1 protein-coding gene is annotated in these 503 nt (G+C 68.0%); it reads left to right on the forward strand.

What is annotated here, in order from left to right:
- Positions 1-503 (forward strand): EAL domain-containing protein (locus IE99_RS0128530; RefSeq protein WP_030177524.1); only part of this gene is annotated, 503 nt, incomplete at both ends.

A 503-nucleotide genomic window follows, 5' to 3' on the forward strand; every position in this document is an offset into this window, starting at 1 on the left:
GTCTCACCCGCCGAATTCATCCCCGTCGCCGAACGCAACGGCACCATCGTCCAGATCGGCGCCTGGGTACTGCGCCAAGCCTGCCGCCAGATGGTCCACTGGCAGCACACCCACGGCACATCCGCACCCGCCCACCTCGCCGTCAACGTCTCCGCCCGCCAACTCCGCGAACCCTCCTTCGCCCAAACCGTCGCCGACGTACTGGCCGAGACCGGCCTCGACCCCCACCACCTGCTCATCGAGATCACCGAAACCGCCGTGTTCGACGGCGGCCTGGCGGTCGACACCGTCCAGGCGGTGCAGGCCCTCGGGGTGAAGATCGCCCTGGACGACTTCGGCACCGGCCACTCCTCCCTCGGCCTCCTGCGCACCTGCCCCGTCGACGTCCTCAAAGTCGACAAAACCTTCGTCGACGAAGTCACCGGCACCATCGGACAAGCCGCCATCGCCACCTCCATCGCCCAAATCGCCCACGCCCTCAACCTCACCACCGTCGCCGAAGG

It is taken from the genome of Spirillospora albida (assembly GCF_000718255.1).
Taxonomy (GTDB): Bacteria; Actinomycetota; Actinomycetes; order Streptosporangiales; family Streptosporangiaceae; genus Spirillospora; species Spirillospora albida.